The sequence below is a fragment of the Paraburkholderia gardini genome, assembly GCF_907164575.1.
Taxonomy (GTDB): domain Bacteria; phylum Pseudomonadota; class Gammaproteobacteria; order Burkholderiales; family Burkholderiaceae; genus Paraburkholderia; species Paraburkholderia gardini.
On the sequence record NZ_CAJQYY010000069.1, the window covers coordinates 1 to 1,222 of the forward strand.

At 63.4% G+C, this 1,222-nt stretch carries 1 protein-coding gene; it reads right to left on the reverse strand.

Annotation, left to right across the window (positions count from 1 at the left end):
• Window positions 1–821 (reverse strand): reverse transcriptase domain-containing protein (locus LPA34_RS26835; protein ID WP_228984169.1); only part of this gene is annotated, 821 nt, incomplete at its 3' end.
• Window positions 822–1,222 lie beyond the last annotated feature (401 nt).

Sequence of the window (1,222 nt, forward strand, 5' to 3'; positions counted from 1 at the left end):
TAGCGTGCGAAGCAGTGACCCCGCCGCTCCAGTTCCTTGTCCACCTCGTCGAGCAGCACGTTGGCCAGCAGCGGGGATAGTGGCCCGCCCTGCGGCGTGCCCTGATCCCGCTGCTGGACCACCCCGTCATCCATGATGCCGCTGTTCAGATACGCCCGGATCAGCCTGATGACTCCGGCATCATCGATTCGTTTCCGCAGACGGTCGATCAGGATGTCGTGATTGACCCGGTCAAAGAATTTCTCCAGATCAACGTCCACCACGATTCGCCGCCCCGACTGCACGTACGACTGCGCGGCAAGCACCGCATCGTGTGCACGCCGTCCGGGCCGGAAGCCGTAGCTATGCTCGCTGAAGGTGGGGTCCAGAACCGGCTGCAAGACTTGCAGCAGTGCCTGCTGGATCAGCCGGTCCGTCACCGTCGGGATGCCCAGCTCGCGCTCGCCCCCGTCCGGTTTCGGAATCGTCACCCGCCGTACCGGACTGGGCCGGTACGTCCCCTTCAGCAACTGTTCACGGATCGCAGGCCACGCCGTCACCAGATGACGCGACGTCTGGTCAATGTCCAGACCGTCCACGCCAGCGGCTCCCTTGTTGGCCCGCACCCGTTTGAACGCCTGCTTCAGGTTCTCTCTCGTCAGCACCGCTTCCAGCAGCGCTGACCCTGTGTCCCCGGTTTCATGTCGCGGGCCGCAGGCTTCGTCGCTCACGGGTACACGTGCAGCTTCACCGCGCGCTACTCCCGTTCGCCCCGTTTGCACGGGCATCTGACGCACGCCCCGAAGGAAGTCCCCTCGGGGGATTGCCTGCCGCATCGACATAACGTTGAACACTCCTTCCCGTTCGGCCCTTCGTCACCCGCTTCAGCCTCACCGGCCTGTCCTGTGACTACTACGGCCTCTGCTGACTTCTCGCTCCGGCTCGACGCCGTTGCCCTTTCAGGCATGAGGCGAGATCTCCCCAGGTAAGAACGCACTCCTTCACTGCACAACCGCCGGATTTACATCACCTCCCCTTGATCACGAGAGCTTCGCGGTTACTTGCCCGCTCGCCCTGGTCGGCAACGCCTTCTATCCGGTTCTTGTTCATCGGCTCGCAGTTGCGCTCCACGCTTCCTCCCCACGATCGGTCACCCTCTCGCAGTTGCGCTTCGCTTCGCTCGCTGTGATCAACTTACGGTGGGACTTGCACCCACAAGAGTGCGCCCATGCTGGGCGCACAA